The 18,081-nt window shown below is 46.8% G+C and carries 21 protein-coding genes and 1 pseudogene; 14 read left to right on the top strand and 8 right to left on the bottom strand.

The features are described 5' to 3' along the window. Window positions 1-459: FAD-dependent oxidoreductase (locus B3O33_RS15005; protein WP_292363892.1), on the bottom strand; the 459-nt coding region annotated here is incomplete at its 3' end. Between the two features lie 134 nt (window positions 460-593). Here B3O33_RS15005 and B3O33_RS15000 point away from each other — a divergent pair. From B3O33_RS15000 to B3O33_RS14990, 3 genes are read left to right on the top strand one after another with little or no spacing between them, the layout of a single operon-like run. Then, window positions 594-2,891: a DNA translocase FtsK gene (locus B3O33_RS15000; RefSeq protein ID WP_292361976.1), complete on the top strand. Its 2,298-nt coding sequence runs from the start codon at window positions 594-596 to the stop codon at window positions 2,889-2,891. 53 nt (window positions 2,892-2,944) lie between these two features. Then, the gene (lolA, locus tag B3O33_RS14995) at window positions 2,945-3,577 is read left to right on the top strand and encodes an outer membrane lipoprotein chaperone LolA (protein WP_292361977.1); all 633 of its coding nucleotides are present in this window, start codon (window positions 2,945-2,947) and stop codon (window positions 3,575-3,577) included. Continuing rightward, a complete protein-coding gene (locus B3O33_RS14990) occupies window positions 3,577-4,899 on the top strand; it encodes a replication-associated recombination protein A (protein ID WP_292361978.1) in 1,323 nt (440 codons plus the stop codon). Before lolA ends, B3O33_RS14990 begins: the two co-directional genes overlap by 1 nt. 5 nt (window positions 4,900-4,904) lie before the next feature. On the opposite strand, the gene B3O33_RS14985 is transcribed toward B3O33_RS14990, so the two are convergent. From B3O33_RS14985 to B3O33_RS14975, 3 genes are read right to left on the bottom strand one after another with little or no spacing between them, the layout of a single operon-like run. Beyond that, complete coding sequence (locus B3O33_RS14985) at window positions 4,905-5,654, bottom strand: class I SAM-dependent methyltransferase (protein ID WP_339612379.1); 750 nt, start codon at window positions 5,652-5,654, stop codon at window positions 4,905-4,907. Between the two features lie 9 nt (window positions 5,655-5,663). Then, on the bottom strand, window positions 5,664-6,656 hold the full coding sequence (locus B3O33_RS14980) for a cytochrome D1 domain-containing protein (protein ID WP_292361980.1): 993 nt from the start codon (window positions 6,654-6,656) through the stop codon (window positions 5,664-5,666). Then, window positions 6,656-7,219 carry an SRPBCC family protein gene (locus B3O33_RS14975; protein WP_292361981.1) on the bottom strand — a complete coding sequence of 188 codons (564 nt, stop codon included), beginning with the start codon at window positions 7,217-7,219 and terminating at the stop codon, window positions 6,656-6,658. The genes B3O33_RS14980 and B3O33_RS14975 overlap by 1 nt, the downstream gene beginning before the upstream one ends. A gap of 203 nt (window positions 7,220-7,422) precedes the next feature. On the opposite strand from B3O33_RS14975, the gene B3O33_RS14970 reads away from it, so the two are divergent. From B3O33_RS14970 to hisC, 10 genes are read left to right on the top strand one after another with little or no spacing between them, the layout of a single operon-like run. Further along, complete coding sequence (locus B3O33_RS14970; protein ID WP_292361982.1) at window positions 7,423-8,229, top strand: ABC transporter ATP-binding protein; 807 nt, start codon at window positions 7,423-7,425, stop codon at window positions 8,227-8,229. Continuing rightward, the gene (gene mlaE, locus B3O33_RS14965; RefSeq protein ID WP_292361983.1) at window positions 8,226-9,008 is read left to right on the top strand and encodes a lipid asymmetry maintenance ABC transporter permease subunit MlaE; all 783 of its coding nucleotides are present in this window, start codon (window positions 8,226-8,228) and stop codon (window positions 9,006-9,008) included. Before B3O33_RS14970 ends, mlaE begins: the two co-directional genes overlap by 4 nt. After that, window positions 9,009-9,473, top strand: coding sequence for an outer membrane lipid asymmetry maintenance protein MlaD (gene mlaD / locus B3O33_RS14960; RefSeq protein WP_292363891.1), 465 nt, complete (start codon window positions 9,009-9,011; stop codon window positions 9,471-9,473). A 1-nt stretch (window position 9,474) separates the two neighbouring features. After that, entirely contained in the window at window positions 9,475-10,104 is a 630-nt protein-coding gene (locus B3O33_RS14955; protein WP_292361985.1) for an MlaC/ttg2D family ABC transporter substrate-binding protein, read from the top strand. Continuing rightward, window positions 10,101-10,397, top strand: coding sequence for an STAS domain-containing protein (locus B3O33_RS14950; protein WP_292361986.1), 297 nt, complete (start codon window positions 10,101-10,103; stop codon window positions 10,395-10,397). Before B3O33_RS14955 ends, B3O33_RS14950 begins: the two co-directional genes overlap by 4 nt. Window positions 10,398-10,418: 21 nt before the next feature. Further along, window positions 10,419-10,643, top strand: a complete 225-nt coding sequence (locus tag B3O33_RS14945) for a BolA family protein (RefSeq protein ID WP_292361987.1) — start codon at window positions 10,419-10,421, stop codon at window positions 10,641-10,643. A 30-nt stretch (window positions 10,644-10,673) separates the two neighbouring features. After that, window positions 10,674-11,960, top strand: a complete 1,287-nt coding sequence (murA, locus tag B3O33_RS14940; protein ID WP_292361988.1) for a UDP-N-acetylglucosamine 1-carboxyvinyltransferase — start codon at window positions 10,674-10,676, stop codon at window positions 11,958-11,960. Between the two features lies 1 nt (window position 11,961). After that, the gene (gene hisG, locus B3O33_RS14935) at window positions 11,962-12,606 is read left to right on the top strand and encodes an ATP phosphoribosyltransferase (RefSeq protein ID WP_339612383.1); all 645 of its coding nucleotides are present in this window, start codon (window positions 11,962-11,964) and stop codon (window positions 12,604-12,606) included. Then, window positions 12,590-13,894 carry a histidinol dehydrogenase gene (gene hisD, locus B3O33_RS14930; protein WP_292361990.1) on the top strand — a complete coding sequence of 435 codons (1,305 nt, stop codon included), beginning with the start codon at window positions 12,590-12,592 and terminating at the stop codon, window positions 13,892-13,894. Before hisG ends, hisD begins: the two co-directional genes overlap by 17 nt. Further along, window positions 13,895-14,950, top strand: coding sequence for a histidinol-phosphate transaminase (gene hisC / locus B3O33_RS14925; RefSeq protein WP_292361991.1), 1,056 nt, complete (start codon window positions 13,895-13,897; stop codon window positions 14,948-14,950). Here the strand turns inward: hisC and B3O33_RS14920 are convergent. Continuing rightward, window positions 14,947-15,615, bottom strand: a complete 669-nt coding sequence (locus tag B3O33_RS14920) for a DUF4124 domain-containing protein (protein ID WP_292361992.1) — start codon at window positions 15,613-15,615, stop codon at window positions 14,947-14,949. The genes hisC and B3O33_RS14920 overlap by 4 nt on opposite strands. A 27-nt stretch (window positions 15,616-15,642) precedes the next feature. On the opposite strand from B3O33_RS14920, the gene B3O33_RS14915 reads away from it, so the two are divergent. After that, window positions 15,643-16,404 carry a sulfite exporter TauE/SafE family protein gene (locus B3O33_RS14915; RefSeq protein WP_292361993.1) on the top strand — a complete coding sequence of 254 codons (762 nt, stop codon included), beginning with the start codon at window positions 15,643-15,645 and terminating at the stop codon, window positions 16,402-16,404. A gap of 119 nt (window positions 16,405-16,523) precedes the next feature. Here B3O33_RS14915 and pyrE read toward each other — a convergent pair whose 3' ends face one another. The 3 genes and pseudogenes from pyrE to metX all read right to left on the bottom strand — a co-directional run. After that, window positions 16,524-17,165 carry an orotate phosphoribosyltransferase gene (gene pyrE, locus B3O33_RS14910; RefSeq protein ID WP_292361994.1) on the bottom strand — a complete coding sequence of 214 codons (642 nt, stop codon included), beginning with the start codon at window positions 17,163-17,165 and terminating at the stop codon, window positions 16,524-16,526. Continuing rightward, complete coding sequence (gene metW, locus B3O33_RS14905) at window positions 17,162-17,764, bottom strand: methionine biosynthesis protein MetW (RefSeq protein WP_292361995.1); 603 nt, start codon at window positions 17,762-17,764, stop codon at window positions 17,162-17,164. Before metW ends, pyrE begins: the two co-directional genes overlap by 4 nt. Next, window positions 17,764-18,081: pseudogene (gene metX / locus B3O33_RS14900) on the bottom strand (homoserine O-acetyltransferase); the annotation flags it as partial. The pseudogene metX and the gene metW, both read right to left, overlap by 1 nt.

The following is an 18,081-nucleotide window of genomic DNA, read 5'->3' as shown; positions in this document are numbered from 1 at the left end:
ACCGATAACGGCGACGGGCTGATTTTTATAGAAAAAACCATCACAGGTAGCACAGGCAGAGACACCGCGGCCTTTAAAGGCTTCTTCAGAATCCATGCCCAGATATTTTGCTGAAGCACCAGTGGCAATAATCAATGCATCGGCCGTATATTCACCGGCGTCGCCGATTAATTTGAATGGGCGCTGGCTTAAATCAGCTGTATGGATATGATCAAAAATAATGTCGGTGCCAAAACGTTCTGCATGTTTCTGCATACGTTGCATCAACTCCGGCCCTTGCACACCATCAGCATCACCAGGCCAGTTATCGACATCAGTCGTTGTCGTTAATTGACCACCTTGTTCAATACCAGTGATTAATACAGGATCTAAAGCAGCACGAGCAGCATAAACCGCGGCTGTATAACCAGCTGGGCCTGAACCCAGAATCAGTAGTCGGCAGTGTTTGCTGTCCGCCATAAGTGTATCTCCCAGTATCGAATAAAAAACGAATAGATTAGAGTACTCATTGCTTTGCCTTTGGACAAGCATCAGCTGCTAAAACCTGTGTTAGAATTTGCGCTTAATCAATTGGCTTCATTGGAATTATCACATTGGCACAAGCGACACGGGCAAACGACAAAAATAAACAGGATGTCACCGCTGGCGCAGTCGGATTCAGACTTCGTGAAGCGGCACTGATTCTGGCGCTCGCATTAGCGGCTTATTTATTACTGTCTTTAGTAACCTACGAACCTACCGACCCCGGCTGGTCAACCACCGGAACAGATGATCTGATTGCCAATCGCGGTGGTATTGTCGGCGCATGGCTTGCAGATGCTTTGTTATACGGATTTGGCTTTCCTGCCTATCTGGCTCCGTTAATGTTGGGATTCAGTGGATGGCTTTTATTCAGTTGGGGTAAACGTGCTGATGGTGACGATGCCTTGCATTTCTGGGTGTTGAAATCCGTTGGTCTGGTCATGGCATTGGCTGCGGCCAGTGGTTTGTCTTCCCTGAGCTTGATGGATTACGCTGAGTTATTGCCTTTGGGGTCTGGCGGAGTATTGGGGGAAGTAGTAGGCCATGGTTTTGAATCGGTATTTGGTGCTTCCGGTACCAGTTTATTACTATTAGCCTTGTTGTTGACGGGGGTAACATTATTCACTGGCCTGTCCTGGCTGATGGTGATTGATCGTCTCGGTGCAATCGCGATGGTGGTACTGATTCATATTGCTCGCTGGAGCCGTGAATTAAAAGAAAATCTGCAGGTGCGTCGCACCCGCCAGCAACGTGAAGAAAGCTTTATTGCGCAGAAAGAAAAAATGCAGCACAAAGCCAAGGTGAGAGTAGAACCTCAGCTACAGGTTAAAGAATTAAGCAAACGCGAAGAAAAAGAGCGGCAACAGCCGTTATTTGAAACTGCTGATGCTCCGGGTATGCCCACCTTGTCTTTACTGGATTTGCCCAAAGCTGTGGCTGCCGGTTACAGCGAAGAAGTATTGCAAGCCTTGTCACGTCTGGTGGAGCTGAAGTTAAAAGATTTCGGCGTAGAAGTTCAGGTCGTTGAAGTTCAGCCGGGACCGGTGGTGACCCGGTTTGAATTACAACCGGCAGCCGGTATTAAAGTCAGTCGTATCAGTGGTCTGGCAAAAGATCTGGCCAGAGCATTATCTATCAGCAGTGTGCGTATCGTTGAGGTTATTCCGGGTAAACCGGTGGTCGGACTGGAAATTCCCAATGAAATTCGCGAAGTGGTTCGCTTACGCGAAATTCTGGCCTGTAGTGATTATGAAAACAGCAAATCACCATTAGTGATGGCTTTGGGCAAAGATATTGCGGGTAGACCTGTCGTTGCGAATCTTGAAAAAATGCCGCATTTATTAGTGGCAGGTACGACTGGCTCCGGTAAGTCTGTTGCAGTTAATGCGATGATTTTGAGCCTGTTATACAAAGCCACACCTAAAGAGGTTCGCCTGATCATGGTCGATCCGAAGATGCTGGAATTATCGATTTACGAGGATATTCCGCATTTGTTGACACCTGTTGTGACCGATATGAAAGAAGCCGCCAATGCATTGCGTTGGTGTGTTGCGGAAATGGAACGCCGTTATCCTCTAATGGCCGCCCTGGGTGTTCGGAATATCGCTGGCTATAACAAAAAAGTTCAGGATGCCATTGATAGTGGTGAACCGATTCCGGATCCCATGGCAGAAGTATTGCCCGGTGAACCCATCCCAACGCTTGAGACGTTACCGTTTATCGTGGTTATTATTGACGAATTAGCCGATATGATGATGGTGGTGGGCAAGCAGGTTGAAGAACTGATTGCCCGTCTGGCGCAAAAAGCACGTGCTGCCGGAATCCATTTGATTCTGGCAACGCAAAGACCTTCGGTAGATGTTATTACCGGATTGATTAAAGCCAATATTCCGACCCGAATGGCGTTTCAGGTGTCATCACGTATCGATTCGCGGACCATTCTGGATCAGATGGGCGCCGAGCAATTATTGGGACAGGGCGATATGCTGTATTTACCGCCTGGCAGTGGCTTGCCGGAGCGGGTGCACGGTGCCTTTGTAGACGATCATGAAGTACATGCGGTGGTCGATTTCCTGAAAACGCAGGGTGGTCCGAATTATCTGGAAGAGATTACGCAGGACAATACCGATGATGGCGACAGTGCAGGCGTTGGTGACGCCAGCGATGGTGAAACCGACCCCCTTTACGATCAAGCTGTGCAAATTGTTACCGAAAGCCGCCGTGCCTCTGTTTCCGGTGTGCAGCGTCGATTGAAAATCGGTTATAACCGCGCTGCACGAATTGTTGAAGCGATGGAAGCTGCCGGAGTGGTTTCTGCGATGCAAACTAACGGTAGTCGAGAAGTATTGGCGCCACCGCCACGCAATTAGTTGCTGCATTAAGTGTCCAAGGGATTGTCGTGAAACAATTTGGAGTAAAAATAATGATAAAACGCTGTGCAACACAGTGGTTGCTGCTTGGAGGGTTAATTCTGCCGACATTGGCGTTTGCAGAATCAGCTATCGATAAGCTTAATGCGTTTGTTCTGGAGGTGACCCGGTTGGAAGCCAACTTCCAGCAGACGGTAATTGATACCGATGGTCAGGTAGTGGAAGAAGCCACCGGCCAGTTTTTATTATCCAGGCCGGGAAAATTTCGTTGGGATTATGACACGCCTTTTCCACAACAAATTGTTGCTGATGGTGAGCGGATCTGGTTTTACGATGTCGACTTAGAACAGATTACGGTCAAGCTGCAGGATGAAGCTTTAGCGGAAACCCCTGCCGGATTACTGTCAGGAAATACCCTGCCGGAAGCGGAATATAATATTCGTGAACTGGAATCGGAAGATGAACTGCAATGGGTTCGACTGGTGCCAAAAGAGGCTGATAATACCTATCAAACGGTTGCTTTGGCTTTTGATGCCAATGGCATTCGCGAAATGCTGATGGTTGATAGTTTTGATCAGCGAACTCGCCTGGTGTTCAGCGATATTAAAATTAATGCGGATTTACCGGCTTCGCGTTTTGAATTTACGGCGCCGCCTGGCGTTGATGTGGTAGGTGATATTCCTTAATGAGTCTGTTTGACAATCTGCATCCACAGGTCGGCCGTCCATTAGCTGACCGGATGCGGCCACAAACGCTTGATGAATATATCGGCCAGCAACATTTACTGGCTGAAGGCAAACCGTTAAGGCAGGCGATTGCCACGGGACAGCCGCACTCAATGATTTTCTGGGGGCCACCGGGTACCGGAAAAACCACGCTGGCAAGATTAATTGCCGGTTATTGCGATGCTGAGTTTATCAGCATCTCCGCGGTATTAGCTGGTGTGAAAGAGGTGAGGGAAGCGGTTACCCGAGCCAAGCAGTTGCAACAGGAACGTGGTCGTCGGACCATGTTGTTTGTGGATGAAGTACACCGTTTTAACAAGTCCCAGCAGGATGCTTTTTTACCCTACGTTGAGGACGGCACATTTACCTTTATTGGTGCCACCACCGAAAATCCCTCATTTGAATTAAATAACGCCTTGTTATCACGAGCCCGCGTCTATGTGCTCAAGTCATTGGAAATAAACGATTTAAAGCTGATCATTGAGCGGGCAATGCAGGATGGAATTCGCGGGCTTGCCGGTCGGGATATCAAGCTGGATGACAGACTTCGTGAACAATTGGCACAGGCCGCGGACGGTGATGGACGGCGGGTACTGAATCTGCTGGAAATCGCCGTTGATCTGGCGGATAGCAAACAGCAAACCGAAGTAGATGAAACTGACCTGGCCGAAGTATTATCGGGCACATTACGACGCTTTGATAAGGGCGGTGAAGCGTTTTACGACCAGATTTCTGCCTTACATAAATCGGTTCGTGGTTCTTCACCGGACGGAGCCTTGTATTGGCTGTGCCGGATGCTTGATGGGGGCTGTGATCCGGTTTATCTGATGCGGCGCATTGTTCGAATGGCAGTTGAAGATATTGGTAATGCGGATCCGCGAGGATTACGTATCGCTCTGGATGCATGGGAGAGCTTTGATAAATTGGGCCGTCCCGAAGGCGAGCTCGCAATTGCTCAAGCGGTGGTGTATCTGGCCAGTGCGCCTAAAAGTAATGCAGTGTATACCGCCTTTAAAGCGGCGATGCAGGATGCCAAAAACTTTGGCTCTGCAGAGGTACCACTGCATTTACGTAACGCACCGACCAAACTAATGAAAGAACTGGATTACGGTAAGGAATACCGTTACGCCCATGATGAACCGGATGCTTATGCGGCGGGGGAAAACTATTTCCCGGAAACCATGCCGCAACGGCAATATTATCAGCCGGTCAATCGCGGTCTGGAAATCAAGATTGCCGAAAAGCTGGCGCACCTCAGAGAGCTGGATAAACAGCGCCGTTAGCAAATTTAACGGGTGTAAATATCGTAACGGGTATTTTTGCTTTCAATACTGACATGCGGTTGTTGGTTGGCAAAAAACTCGGCCCCCTTTGGCCGCTTGACGGCAACTCGTTTCAACGCGACGTCACGTGACACAGTGAGTAATTCTGAACTATTGCTGTCAGGCCCCACCAGCTGATGTAAAAGCTGCATTTCCTTTTTGACCAACGCGGATTTATCTCGTGAGGGATACATCGGGTCAAGGTAAACCACTTCGGGTCTGTCAGTATCGGAAAGGCCCGCTAAATAATCAATGGCATTACCTTGATGTAATTGCATGCGTGAAATGATTTCAGTGACGCCTTTATCGTCCATAGCCCGCTGTAGCGCATCAGCCAGTAAGGCAGCCATGACAGGGTTCTGTTCAATCAATGTGACCCGGCAGCCTAAACTGGCAAGTACAAAAGCATCTCTGCCAAAGCCTGCTGTTGCATCAATAATATAAGGTGTAGCGCCTTTTTTAAGGCCAACTGCTTTGGCTAAGGGTTGCCCCCGCCCCCCACCAAACTGCCGGCGGTGCTGGTATTTACCTGCGGTGAAATCTATGAAAATCGGGCCGCCAATTTCCGGTACGCGAAGTTCAAGTCGTGAAGGCGAAAGCACCAGCTGAGCGCTCTGGATATCGAGCGGGGCGACGGGCAAACCCAAACCATCAGCAAACAGAATTGCTTTGTCATCAAGCTCTGAATCGGTTACTGCCAACGAATGGATTTGCACGGTCAAAAATTATTGACTGATAATAAAGTCACCAAAGGCGCGGCTGCCATCTCCGGTTTTAATATCTTCGATGCGTTTACCGGTTTCGGTATCAATGATGGAAACACTGCCGCTACCCCAGTTGGAAACATAGAGATATTTGCCATTGGCGGTAATATCAATGCCTTCAGGACTATCATCCACCTCAATCGTGTTAATGGTTTCTGCAGCTGCAATATCAATTACAGAAACACTGTTTTCATCCTGATTGGTGACATAAAGAAATTTGCCATCAGGGCTGCTCACAGCGCAGTAAGGCCATTCTCCGACTTCAATAGTCGCGATTACCGCAAGACTGTCGGTGTCGATCATGCTGACACTGTTATCCTGCACATTGACACTGAATAGTCTTTGTCCATCAGCGGTAAGGGCAAGCCCGAAAGGCGATTTACCGACTTCAATGGTTGATTCCATTGTTTCGGTAAGCGTATTAATAATACTCACCGTGCTGTCATCGCGATTGGCCACGTACAGACGGTTGCCGGATTCATCAAAGATTAGCCCGGCAGGTGATTTACCCACATCAATACGGTTTCGAATAAGCTGTTTGTCCACGTCAACAATGCTGATTTTATGCTCATACCAATCAGCAACATAGGCCAGGCTACCATCATGATTGGTGGCGATACCGACTGGCCCCTGACCAACTGGAATCTGGCTGATTTCAGTTAATTGGCGGGCGTCTAATACAGATATATTCTGACTGTCTGGATTAGTAATCAGGACACGCTGACCATCCCGACTTAATGCCACACCGGCAGGAGCCATACCCGCCGTAAGAGTACCGACAACCGCCTTTTTATCGATATCAATCACACTGATGTCATTACTCAGCTGATTTGTAATAAAGGCATAATCAGCTGGTTCAGCACAAGCCGACAAACTAAAACTGAGAGACACAAAAAAAGCGACCCGGTTAAGGGTCGCTTTCACTAATGCATTTTTGTTCATCAAAACGAGCATTATTTTTCCATGATGTTTTTCAGGTTTTCCAATCCACTTTTATAAACAGCCGTAACTGCTTCTACTGCTTCAGCATCAGATTGACCCTCTGGTACAGGAGGGTTGTCCATGAAAGAACGGTAAAACTTGGCACGCCATCTTACTTCTGTACCGCCATTGACTTCTTTTACAAACATCCATGATTTATAGGTTGAAACCGGCAGTGTGTAATAAGGAGTGTCTTTACTGTTGAACGTAATTGTTTTGACGACACTCATATCTGTGATTTTGTAAATTAAAGACATTTTTTCGTCATCAATTTTATCCAGCTCTTCAGTAATTGTTGGATTACCTTCGCTTTTCAAGGTTAAAACACGAACGTTGTCATCTTTCATTTCAACGCTTTCAACCGCCGGATGCCATTTATCGATGGCACTGAAATCTTTTAGCATGGCCCATACTTTTTCAGGGGCTGCATTAATAACAATTTTTTCATCAACTTCTTGGCGAGTTGGGCCATGAGCTGTTGCTACCAGAGGTAAAGCAATAACAGTGGCTGCAATGAGTTGCAAAAATTTCTTCATTCTTAAGAGTCTCCGTTTGAGTCGGTTGTTTACCAAGATATCCACATGAACTAAGAGTCAAGACTGACATAACTAGTTCCTGAAACCTAAAATGGCGACAACACTTTAGCCGATACCGATGGGTTTTTCCACACAGCGATTTGACTTAACATCAGCGATTCAAGAAAATTAGCGGTCTTTCATATTAATATCGGCAATAAATAATGGCACCACTGATCAAAATCAGGGATTTGCATTTTAACCGTGGAGACAAAGTTATCTTCAATGGGGTAGATATTGATATCTACCGGGGTAAGGTAACGGCCATTATGGGGCCGAGTGGTACTGGTAAAACTACACTGCTGAAGCTGATAGGCGGTCAGTTGAAACCGGATCGTGGCAGCGTTGAAATTGATGGGCAGAATGTTCATAAACTTTCTCACTCAAAGCTTTACGAATTGCGCAAGCGAATGGGAATGTTATTTCAAAGCGGTGCTCTGTTGACAGATATTAATGTATTTGAAAATGTCGCTTTTCCGTTGCGGGAACACACAAAACTGCCTGAATCAATGATTCATGATTTGGTGTTGATGAAACTACAGGCTGTTGGTCTGCGAAATGCCCGGAATATGATGCCGGCGGAATTGTCTGGCGGGATGGCAAGAAGGGTTGCTTTGGCTCGGGCTGTTACTTTGGATCCGATGATGATTATGTACGATGAGCCGTTTACCGGACAGGATCCGATTTCGATGGGTACGCTGGTCAATCTGATTCGACGTCTAAACGATGCGATGGGCCTGACCAGTATCATTGTTTCCCACGACGTGGCGGAAACCACGCAGATTGCAGATGAAATTTATTTGTTGTCCGGCGGGAAGGTCGTTGAGAAAGGTACGCCGGAAACACTTAAAACCTCTGGTTCAGATTGGGTTAAACAGTTTTTGCAAGGTTTGCCTGATGGGCCGGTTCCATTCCATTATCCCGGAAATGATTTTGGTAAAGATCTGTTGAATTCAGAGGGAAAACGATGATTGAGGTGCTACGCAGCCTCGGTCGCTGGGGATTAGATACCTTTCAGCGACTTGGCAGGGGCCATATTTTTCTGATGCAAATGCTGGCAGGTATGCCAAGCCTTGCATTCCGCTTTTCCCTGGTAGTTCAGCAATTATTTTATGTCGGTGTATTATCAGTCTTGATAATTCTCATATCAGGCCTGTTTGTCGGCATGGTATTAGGCCTTCAGGGGTATAATACGCTGGTTGATTTCGGTGCGGAGGAATCACTCGGGGTACTGGTTTCATTATCGCTGGTCAGGGAGCTTGGTCCTGTTGTCAGTGCATTGCTATTTGCGGGACGTGCCGGTTCTGCTTTAACGGCTGAAATCGGCTTGATGAAAAGTACCGAACAGTTGTCTGGAATGGAGATGATGGCGGTGGATCCGATGCGTCGTATCATCGCCCCACGGTTTCTGGCTGGTTTGATTTCCATGCCGTTATTAGCGGCTATTTTTAGTGCGGTAGGGATATTCGGCGCTTTTCTGGTTGGTCATGGCTTGTTGGGCGTGGACGACGGGGCTTTCTGGTCTCAGATGCAAGCAAAAACTGACTGGTACGAAGATATTCTGAACGGTGTGATTAAAAGTATTGTCTTTGGTTTTGTTGTGACATGGATTGCTTTGTTTGAAGGTTATGATGCAACACCGACTTCTGAAGGTGTAGGGCGTGCCACAACGCGGACAGTTGTCCATTCCGCTTTTGCAATTCTCGGCCTGGACTTCGTTCTGACTGCGTTGATGTTTGGAGATATATAAATGAATTCTAAAAGAAGTGCCGAGATCCTGGTCGGTTTGTTTGTTGCTGCTGGGATTGCAGCGTTATTTGTTCTGGCGATGAAAGTAGGTAACCTGGGTGATTTTACCGACGATAAAGGGTATGAAGTCGTTGCCAATTTCCAGAATATCGGCGGTCTTAAACCTCGTTCACCAGTGACTATGGCCGGAGTCAGAGTCGGGCGCGTCTCGTCGATTTCGCTGGACCCGGATACTTATGACGCTAAAGTCACCATCAATATTTATCCGCAGTATGACAATATTCCAATGGACACATCCGCCAGTATTTTTACTGCCGGTTTATTGGGGGAGCAATATATAAGTCTGTCTCCAGGTGCTGACGACTTTTTTCTGCAAGATGGCGATATTATTGATTTGACTCAACCAGCAGTTGTATTGGAGCAGGTCATTGGTCAGTTCCTGTACAGTACCGCAGAAGGTGAATAATATGATTTACAATATCAAACGATTTTCTATCCAGCTGCTGGCAGTTGCATTTATGGGCATGATGGCGCTAAGTGCCTCAGCTCAGGCCATGCCGGAACCGCAGGCATTAGTGAAAGAAGCTTCAGACAACATGTTAAAAGCGTTGAAAGAACATGAGGCCGAACTGGAGCAGGATCCACAGAAAATTTTCTCATTGGTTCAGGATATTCTGATCCCGCATTTTGACTTTGAGCGTATGGCAAGACTGGCGTTAGGACGTAGCTGGCGTGATGCGTCAGCGGAACAGCAAGCCAAGTTTGTTGAAGAGTTCCGTCTGTTGCTGGTCAGAACCTATGCTACGGCGATGCTGGAATATACCAACGAAGAAATCCGGTTTTTACCATTCCGTGATGATATCGAAAAAGGTCGGGTAAATGTACCGATGGAAGTCGTACAGCCGAATGGCCCGTCCATTCCAATGGCTTTATCACTTTATAAAAATAAAAATGATGAATGGAAAGTTTACGACGTTAAAATTGAAGGCATCAGTCTGGTGACCAACTATCGTTCATCTTTCAATCGGGATATTCGTACCAGTGGCATGGATGCGTTAATTGAAAATCTTTCTAAACGTAACGACAGAGCCAGATGATGAATCTGATTTTTGATGACGTTGCGAAACGTATTCTGGTTTCAGGTGAACTGACGTTTGGCACGGCAGCCAGCGGAATTGATATGACCGAAGCGTTATTTGCTGAAACAGCCAATCTGGATGTTGATCTCAGCAAAGTCACTCACAGCGATAGTGCCGGTTTGGCGTTGCTGATTGAGTGGATGCGCCAGGCCAGGAAATTAAACAAACCAATTCGTTATTTCAATATGCCGGCACAAATGCTGGCGATGGCTGAAGCCAGCGGATTGGAAGAACTCCTTCCTCTACAATAAATTTACTATAAGTGGTGAAACATGAAAGCAGCAGATATCAAAATAATGATAGAAGCAGGCTTACCTGATGCTGATGTTGAAGTGTTTGGTGAAGATGGCCAGCATTTTGATGCCCGGGTTTTTAGTCCGTCATTCTCCGGAAAAAGCCTGATTGAACAACACCGTATGGTCAAAGCAACATTAGGTGACAGCTTCAGTAGTGGTGCTGTTCATGCCTTGTCACTTAAAACCGGTGTCTCTCGCTAATCCATTCCCTTATTCTTCCAGAGCAAACTCATGGACAAACTAATCATTAAAGGTGGTGTCGCGCTGGATGGCGAGATACGTATTTCCGGTGCAAAGAACGCAGCTTTGCCTATATTGATGGGCGCGTTGTTAGCCGATTCGCCTGTACGTATCGGCAACGTACCACATTTGCATGATATTACCACCACACTGGAGCTTTTAGGCCGCATGGGGGTAACGCTTACAGTTGATGAACGCTCTGGGGTATTAATCGACCCGTCGACTTTAACGATTACCGAAGCCGCTTATGATCTGGTCAAGACCATGCGGGCATCTATTCTGGTTTTAGGGCCGTTATTAGCTAAATTCGGTAAAGCCGATGTGTCATTACCCGGAGGTTGTGCGATTGGTTCTCGCCCAGTAGATTTACATTTACGTGGTCTGGAACAGATGGGCGCTGAAATCAAAGTGGAAAACGGTTATATCCGCGCGACCAGTGGCAAAGGCTTGAAAGGCGCGCATATCTTTATGGATCAGGTCACCGTAACCGGGACTGAAAACCTGATGATGGCCGCCACTCTGGCATCCGGAACCACAATCATCGAAAACGCTGCCCGTGAGCCAGAAGTCGTGGATTTGGCAAAATACCTGAATCAAATGGGCGCTAAAATTACCGGTGCTGGCTCAACAACGCTACAGATTGAAGGTGTTGAAAAGCTCAATGGTACGCATTACGCGATTCTGCCGGATCGTATTGAAACGGGTACCTATCTGGTGGCTGCGGCAATCACACGTGGTCGTGTCAAACTGAAAGACACCGATGCTAATCAGTTAGAAGCTGTGTTACTCAAGTTGGAAGAGGCCGGGGCTAAAATTGAAGTAGGAGAAGATTGGATTACATTGGATATGGAAGGCAGAAGGCCTAAAGCGGTTAATATCCGTACAGCACCATATCCTGCATTTCCAACTGATATGCAGGCCCAATTTACTGCGCTTAACAGTATTGCCGAAGGTCAGGCGACCATCGTTGAAACCGTATTTGAAAATCGTTTTATGCATGTGCAGGAAATGCAGCGTATGGGGGCTAATTTGCAGATCGAAGGTAATACCGTGGTTTGCAAAGGTCAGGAAAAACTGACGGCAGCGCCAGTGATGGCTACAGATCTACGTGCATCAGCATGTCTGGTGTTGGCTGCTTTGGTCGCTGAAGGCGAAACTCAGGTAGAACGTATATATCATATTGATCGTGGTTACGAGTGTATTGAAGAAAAACTACAGCAATTAGGTGCTCGTATACGCCGTATTCCCACTCAGGCACGGGTGGCTTCGAATGGCTGAAATGTTAACGCTGGCTTTATCAAAAGGCCGAATCTTTGAAGAAACATTACCGCTTCTGAAGGCGGCAGGCATCGAACCATTAGACGATCCGGAAAAAAGCCGTAAGCTGATTCTGGAAACCAATCTGCCGGATGTCCGACTCATCATCGTACGAGCTTCAGATGTACCGACATATGTTGAATATGGTGGCGCTGATATGGGTGTGGCCGGGAAAGATGTGTTGATGGAACATCCGGATGCCGAGCTGTATGAACCGGTGGATCTGAATATTGCCTGCTGCAAATTAATGACGGCTGGTAAACAAGATGAACAGAAGCCTCAAGGCCGGTTAAAAGTGGCAACAAAGTTTGTGGAAAGTACCAAGCGGTTTTATGCAGAACAGGGGCAACAGGTCGAGATCATCAAGCTCTATGGTTCAATGGAGCTGGCTCCTCTGGTCGGTATGGCGGATCGTATTGTCGATGTGGTTGATACTGGCAACACGCTGAGAGCAAATGGATTGACACCCATGGAGCATATTGCGGATATAAGTTCACGGTTGGTGGTCAATAAGGCATCCATGAAAACCAAACATGCACGGATTCAGCAATTTATTGAGCAGATCCGTAATGCAGTAAAAGAGCAGGCAAATGATAGAAATAAGTGAATTAAACTTCCAGCAAGCTGATTTCTGGCCCAAGCTTTCCGAGCTGTTGGCTTGGGAGGGTGTGTCTGATGCAGCGATTACGGATACCGTTAGAAGTATTCTGGCAGATGTAAAACAGCGCGGTGATCAAGCGGTGGTTGAATACAGTCAAAAATTTGATCGTGTTAAAGCTACTGTCATGACTGATCTGGAAATTCCGTTGTCTCGGGCTGCTGCTGCGTTGGAATCAATTCCTAAGGCACAACGCCAGGCTTTGGAAAAAGCAGCGGAACGTGTACGTCAGTATCACGAACATCAAAAACAGGACTCCTGGCACTACGTGGAAGATGATGGCACCGTGTTGGGCCAGCAGGTCACTCCTTTGGATCGTGCCGGTTTATATGTGCCAGGTGGTAAAGCGGCTTATCCTTCATCCGTCTTGATGAATGCCATTCCGGCCAAAGTGGCGGGTGTGCAGGAATTGATCATGGTGGTGCCGACACCGGATGATGAAGTAAACGATCTGGTATTAGCCGCTGCGGCCATTGCTGGTGTTGATCGTATTTTTGCCATTGGTGGTGCGCAGGCTGTTGCAGCATTGGCGTATGGTACTGAAACCATTCCACAGGTCGATAAAATTGTCGGTCCGGGTAATATTTTTGTGGCGACTGCCAAGGGTATGGTTTTTGGCACCGTGGGTATCGATATGATTGCCGGACCATCAGAAATTCTGGTGATTTGTGATGGAAAAACCGATCCGGACTGGATTGCCATGGATTTGTTTTCACAGGCCGAACATGATGAAGATGCCCAATCAATTCTGATTTCACCTGATGCAGACTTTTTACAAAAAGTTAAAGCCTCTATTGCTCGTTTGTTACCGACAATGGAACGCCAGAAAATTATTGAAACGTCATTAATAAATCGTGGTGCAATTATTCTGGTTGATGATATGCAGCAGGCGGTTGAAGTCTGCAATTATATTGCGCCAGAGCATTTGGAATTGTCAGTTGATGAACCGATGGAAATGGCTAAACAAATTCGCCATGCCGGTGCTATTTTTATGGGCCGATATACCCCTGAAGCTTTGGGTGATTATTGTGCAGGACCAAACCATGTATTGCCGACGTCACGCACAGCACGTTTCAGCTCACCGTTGGGAGTCTACGACTTCCAGAAACGTTCGAGTCTGATTCAGGTGTCACCGCAGGGTGCTCAAAGTTTGGGACAAATTGCATCGGTGTTGGCGCGCGGTGAAAGTCTTACTGCACATGCCCGAAGTGCTGAGTATCGTTTACAGGAAAAATAAATGAGCCGTTTCTGGAGTGATTTTGTTCATTCATTAGAACCCTATGTGCCGGGTGAGCAACCTCGCGGCCAGAATCTGGTCAAGCTCAATACCAACGAAAATCCTTTTGGTCCGTCGCCTAAGGTGTTGGAAGCGATTCGCATGGCAACTACCGACCGTTTACGCTTGTATCCGGTACCTGATGGCGGCCCCTTTAAACAGGCGATTGCTGACTATCATAATGTGCCAGCTGAATGTGTCTTTGTCGGCAATGGCTCAGATGAAGTACTGGCGCATGTGTTTAATGCCTTGTTCAAACATGGCAAGCCGGTGTTGTTTCCGGATGTCACTTATAGTTTTTATCCTGTGTATTGTCAGCTGTACGACATAGATTCGGTTTTAGTGCCTCTCAATGCAAAATTCCAAATTGATATCACTGATTACGAGCGTGATAACGGTGGGATTATTTTGCCGAATCCCAATGCGCCTACCGGCTGTTTATTATCTCTGGATGATATCCGGCGGTTAGTAGAAATGAACAGTGACTCAGTCGTGGTTATTGATGAAGCGTATATCGATTTTGGTGGGGAAACAGCGATACCGTTAACCCAGAGGTTCCCCAATCTGCTGGTGACTCAGACCTTATCCAAGTCTCGCTCTCTGGCTGGAATGCGCATCGGCTTTGCAGTCGGACATCCGCAATTGATTGAAGCATTGGTAAGAGTAAAAGACAGCTTTAATTCCTATCCATTGGATAGTCTCGCGATTGCCGCTGGTGTTGCAGCATACAAAGATGAAGTCTACTTTAAACAATGTCAGCAACAAGTCATCGCTGAACGCGAATGGGTAACTAAATCTTTAGCAGAGTTAGACTTTGAGGTTTTGCCTTCGGCTGCAAATTTTGTGTTTGCCCGTCATCCTCAGAATGATGCAGCAACACTTGCAGCCGGATTACGGGAAAAAGGGGTGATCGTACGCCACTTTAAAAAGCCGAGAATCGATCAGTTTCTGCGTATCAGTATTGGTAATCGTACTGAAAATCAGTTGTTGATGAGCCAGCTGGATCTTCTGGTTTAATCGGTCGTATCGGTTCCCAGTAGCTCTCGCAAACGTTGAAGATCCAGATCATATTGCATGTTGAGTGTCTCAATTTCAGTTTGTAACTGCTCCATGCTTGACTGATTGTTATCCAATTCTTGCTGGGCTGCCTTCAAACGACTTTTCAGGTTGGCACTGAGGCCAACACCACTTAATTCATTATCTGCTGCCTGTTGTTGTACCTGTTGCAGCCGCTGCTGTAATCCTTTGCGTTTGCTTTTTAATATTTCAATACGTTTTTCGCGATATTGCAGATCTTTATTGCGTTCATTCAGCAGATCTTCTTCAGATTGATAGACCGAGAGTAAATTATGATCGTAAATGGCTTGTTTACGGCGTTTTTCCGCTTCCATTTTTGCCTGTAGTTCTGCTTGTTCGCGGGCTTCCAAGTCAAGTTTCTTTTGAATTTCGCGCTCGGCGATTTCTGCTTCAGTGGGGGCAGGCGGGACACGCTCAATCACTCGCATCGATTTCTCATCCAGAATGTCGTAACCTTGCTGAGCCACTTCCGGTGGTAATGTTTTACTGAGTGTTGGTATACCGTTTTCATCGTTAAACCGGTAAAGTTGTGCCGCTGAAACGGTTGTTACAGAAAATAGTGTTGTGCTTAGCATCACCGCCACTAAAAAGCGTATTGAAATCATTATCTTTTCCCAGAGAGCATTGTTAATTTGAGCCTTGTTGAACATTTTATTCTGTTTGTCATTTCTTTGCTGGCAAATACGTTTTCGGCATTAAGCGGCGGTGGTGCAGGATTAATCCAGTTTCCGGTACTGATCTTCCTGGGCTTGAGTTTTTCCGTTGCCTTAGCTACCCATAAAGTGGCCAGCGTGGCGTTGGGTTTGGGGGCAGCTTTGCGTTATATTTCTACCAGCCGTCTGGAACGTCAGTTTGTGATCTTGTTATTGATCGCTGGCTTACCTGGTGTGGTGATTGGCGGTAGTGTGATTTTGTTAGTGCCAGACAGAATTGCCGAAATTGCCTTGGGAATATTAACCGGTTCACTTGGTATATATTCTCTATTCAAACCTGCGTTAGGGCAAACCTATTTGCCGGTTCATCGCGAGCGACGTGGTTACCTTATTGGCGCTTTGGTGTTGTTTTTTTTAGGTATTCTTAATGGTTCGCTGACGTCCGGAACGGGATTGTTTGTCACCTTGTGGCTGATATTGTGGTTTGGTATGGATTACCAGCGTGCAGTGGCCTATACGCTTATTCTGGTTGGGTTGTTCTGGAATGGAGCCGGTGCCATTACGCTGGGTATTTTGGGCGAAATACGCTGGGACTGGCTACCGGCATTGTTGTTAGGCTCTTTATTGGGCGGCTACCTCGGATCGCACTTAGCTCTGCTTTGGGGTAACCGCTGGATAAAACGCAGTTTTGAAGTTGTTACGTTGTTAATTGCGGTCAGATTGATTTGGGGGCCTTTTTAGCACTGGGAGGGGGGATCATCACTTTTAAGGAGATGATGATAGGGCTGGTGCTACTTTTCCACCTTATTGGACGAAAAAAATGCCTCCAGTAGTGGTGGCGATGAAAGAGCCAACAAGCCCTAGACCCCATATTGTTCCCGATAAGCTTTTACGGAAGGTAAGTGTTGTTGTAACTCGGGAGTGTCCTGCAGATAACTGAGTAAGTCGTTCAGACAAATAATACTCACGACAGGTATACCATGGGTTTGTTCGACCTGTTGAATAGCGGATAACTGACCTTGCCCACGTTCCTGGCGATCCAGGGCAATGATTACCCCCGCAGGTTCGGCACCTGCTGCACGGATGATTTCAACCGACTCACCTACAGACGTTCCGGCGGAGATGACATCATCAATGATCAATACCTTGCCTTGCAGTTCAGCCCCCACCAACTGACCACCTTCACCATGATCTTTCTTTTCTTTGCGGTTAAATACGTAGGGTACATCGCGATCATGTTGATCGGCTAATGCGACGACTGTTGTGGAAGCTAACGGAATGCCTTTGTAGGCTGGACCAAACAACACATCATAGTCGAGACTGGATTCACTAATCGCCTGAGCGTAAAAGCGTCCCAGCCGGGCCAGTGTTGCACCACTGTTGAATAAACCACTGTTAAAAAAATAGGGGCTAATCCGCCCTGATTTCAAGGTGAATTCGCCAAAACGTAATACACCGGTTTGCAGCGCAAATTCGATAAAAGCGTGTTGATAATCTTTCATGGGGTTCCGTTATGAATCAAATAAACAGCAATCTGGCCAAAAAGGTTGGGTAGTAAACGAATGCCAAGGGTATCTTTATGTTCGTGATTAACCACACTGCGGTTGACTACACTGAAGCCATACTGGCCACAAAGCTTTTCAAAATCTTTCAGAGTACATAAATGGATATTGGGCGTATCGAACCATGCATTCGGCAGGTTTTTGGATACCGGCATCTTACCGCGCATGCCTAATTGAAAACGGCATTGCCAATGGCCAAAATTCGGGAAGCCGATAATACCCTGTTTGCCAACCCGCATAATTTCTCTAAGTAAAAAATCCGGTCTTTTTACCGCCTGCAGGGTTTGTGACAGAATAACAAAATCAAAACTTTGATCAGCGAACTGGCTGAGACCTGCATCCAGGTCAGCCTGGATCACATTGACACCGCTTTGAATACATTCAGAAAATTTGCTGTTGTCTATCTCTAGGCCATAGCCTGTGATATGGCGCTGTTGCAGATGTTTTAATAATGCGCCATTACCACAGCCCAAATCCAGAACATGGGCATTATCTGGTATCCAATCACTGATTATTTGTAAATCAACGCGTAAAGCCATTAGCCATTCACCTCTTTAGCAACCTGCTGCATATAACTGGCAAAGATTTCCATATAACGTGGTATCGGCATCAAAAAAGCATCATGGCCCTGAGTGGCTTCGATTTCCGCATAGCAGACAGACTTACCTGCACTGAGCAAGGCATCGACGATTTCCAGTGAACGTAATGGTGAAAAGCGCCAGTCACTGGTAAATGAAATGATCAACGACTTGGCCTGAATTGCTTTGACGGCCTCATTCAGATCGTCATTAAATTCCTTGGCCGGATCAAAGTAGTCCAGCGCTTTGGTCATTAGCAGGTAGGTATTGGCATCGAA

The organism is Methylophaga sp. UBA1464, assembly GCF_002325665.1.
Taxonomy (GTDB): Bacteria; Pseudomonadota; Gammaproteobacteria; order Nitrosococcales; family Methylophagaceae; genus Methylophaga.
This window is presented reverse-complemented; position numbering and strand designations above follow the sequence as displayed.

Coding starts and splice junctions, on each gene's coding strand:
- B3O33_RS14945 (WP_292361987.1), top strand. CDS start 10,419: ATGAAAGCAGCAGATATCAAAATAATGATAGAAGCAGGCTTACCTGAT.
- B3O33_RS14920 (WP_292361992.1), bottom strand. CDS start 15,615: ATGATTTCAATACGCTTTTTAGTGGCGGTGATGCTAAGCACAACACTA.
- B3O33_RS14970 (WP_292361982.1), top strand. CDS start 7,423: ATGGCACCACTGATCAAAATCAGGGATTTGCATTTTAACCGTGGAGAC.
- metW (WP_292361995.1), bottom strand. CDS start 17,764: ATGGCTTTACGCGTTGATTTACAAATAATCAGTGATTGGATACCAGAT.
- B3O33_RS14950 (WP_292361986.1), top strand. CDS start 10,101: ATGATGAATCTGATTTTTGATGACGTTGCGAAACGTATTCTGGTTTCA.
- B3O33_RS14955 (WP_292361985.1), top strand. CDS start 9,475: ATGATTTACAATATCAAACGATTTTCTATCCAGCTGCTGGCAGTTGCA.
- mlaE (WP_292361983.1), top strand. CDS start 8,226: ATGATTGAGGTGCTACGCAGCCTCGGTCGCTGGGGATTAGATACCTTT.
- hisC (WP_292361991.1), top strand. CDS start 13,895: ATGAGCCGTTTCTGGAGTGATTTTGTTCATTCATTAGAACCCTATGTG.
- B3O33_RS14975 (WP_292361981.1), bottom strand. CDS start 7,219: ATGAAGAAATTTTTGCAACTCATTGCAGCCACTGTTATTGCTTTACCT.
- B3O33_RS14980 (WP_292361980.1), bottom strand. CDS start 6,656: ATGCTCGTTTTGATGAACAAAAATGCATTAGTGAAAGCGACCCTTAAC.
- murA (WP_292361988.1), top strand. CDS start 10,674: ATGGACAAACTAATCATTAAAGGTGGTGTCGCGCTGGATGGCGAGATA.
- pyrE (WP_292361994.1), bottom strand. CDS start 17,165: ATGAAAGATTATCAACACGCTTTTATCGAATTTGCGCTGCAAACCGGT.
- mlaD (WP_292363891.1), top strand. CDS start 9,009: ATGAATTCTAAAAGAAGTGCCGAGATCCTGGTCGGTTTGTTTGTTGCT.
- lolA (WP_292361977.1), top strand. CDS start 2,945: ATGATAAAACGCTGTGCAACACAGTGGTTGCTGCTTGGAGGGTTAATT.
- hisG (WP_339612383.1), top strand. CDS start 11,962: ATGTTAACGCTGGCTTTATCAAAAGGCCGAATCTTTGAAGAAACATTA.
- B3O33_RS14990 (WP_292361978.1), top strand. CDS start 3,577: ATGAGTCTGTTTGACAATCTGCATCCACAGGTCGGCCGTCCATTAGCT.
- hisD (WP_292361990.1), top strand. CDS start 12,590: ATGATAGAAATAAGTGAATTAAACTTCCAGCAAGCTGATTTCTGGCCC.